The organism is Nonomuraea sp. NPDC049400, assembly GCF_044466425.1.
Classification (GTDB): domain Bacteria; phylum Actinomycetota; class Actinomycetes; order Streptosporangiales; family Streptosporangiaceae; genus Nonomuraea.
The window spans coordinates 1-1,365 of the sequence record NZ_JBITMP010000162.1; the positions used below are offsets into that span (position 1 = coordinate 1).

The window sequence follows — 1,365 nt, forward strand, 5'->3', positions numbered from 1 at the left end:
GGCACTTCCCCCTGGTTGGTGGACACGCTGATACTGGATCTTGCTTGATCCGGAGGAAGCGAGAAGACCGCCGATGGCGTTGAAGGACTACTCGGAGGAGTTCAAGGCCGATGCCGTGGCCTTGTACGAGTCCACCCCCGGCGCGACCTACAAAGGCATTGCCGCCGATCTGGGCGTGAGCCGGGGCAGCCTGCGCGCGTGGGTGCTGCGGGCGCGCGCCCTGCGCGGTGAGGAGCCGGTCAGGCCGCCGGCCAGCTCGGATACCGGGCGCAGTCGGCAGTCCGCTGGGGTGAGTGACGAAGCTGCGGAGCGTATCCGGCAGCTGGAGGAACGTGTGCGTGAGCTGGAGGCCAGCGAGAAGAAGCTCACCACCGAACGTGACATTCTCCGCAAGGCGGCCAAATATTTCGCCGGGGAGACGCACTGGTGAACCGCTTCCAGTTCGTTGCCGACCACCGGGACACCTTCGGGGTGAAGCGGTTGTGCCAGGTGATCGGCCTCAATCGGGCCAGCTACTACAAGTGGCGCGCCGGTGCCGGACCCCGGGCCGCGCGACAGGCCGCCGACGCGGCCCTGGCCGAACAGATCCGCGCGGTGCACGCCGAGTTCGACGGCACCTACGGCTCCCCGCGCATCACCGCCGAACTCCGCGACCAGGGCATGACGATCAACGAGAAACGCGTCGCGCGGGTGATGCGCCAGTTCGCCATCGCCGGCACCCGCTTACGCCGGCGCGTTCGCACCACCATCCCCGAGCCGGCCGCCACACCGGTGCCGGACCTGTTCCAGCGGGACTTCACCGCCCCCGAGCCGGGCAGGAAGTACATGGGCGACATCACCTATCTCCCGCTCGGCGACGGGGACTTCCTCTACCTGGCGACCGTGCTGGACTGCTTCAGCCGCCGGGTAGTGGGCTGGTCGATCGCCGACCACATGCGCACCGACCTGGTCGCCGACGCGCTGAAGATGGCCGCGGCGACCCGGGGCGGGCTGGCCGGCTCAGTGTTTCACAGCGATCACGGGGCGCAATACACCGCCAAGGACTACGCCGCTCTGTGTCGCGAACTGGGCGTCACCCAGTCCATGGGAGCCGTCGGGACCAGCGCCGACAACGCCGCCTGCGAGAGCTTCCACGCCTCCCTCAAACGCGAGACGCTCCAGGGCGCACCCCACTACGGCGACGCCGCCACCTGCCGACGAACGGTCTTTCGATGGCTGACCCGCTACAACACCCGCAGAAGACATTCGGCCAACGGGCAACTCAGCCCCCTCGCCTACGAGCACCTACACCAGCAAAGATCGACTAGCCTGACACTGGCCGCATGACATACCCCACCGCGTGTCCACTTCCGTGGGGGAAGGCCC

General features: G+C 68.0%; 1 protein-coding gene. It reads left to right on the top strand.

The window, feature by feature from the left end; translation table 11 throughout:
• Nucleotides 1-73 precede the first annotated feature (73 nt).
• Nucleotides 74-1,326, top strand: a protein-coding gene (locus tag ACIBVN_RS60895) for an IS3 family transposase (protein ID WP_397152055.1) whose coding sequence is annotated in 2 segments (ribosomal slippage) — nucleotides 74-416 and nucleotides 416-1,326 — 1,254 coding nt in all. Because the reading frame shifts where the segments join, the coding sequence is not laid out codon by codon here.
• Nucleotides 1,327-1,365: the final 39 nt, after the last annotated feature.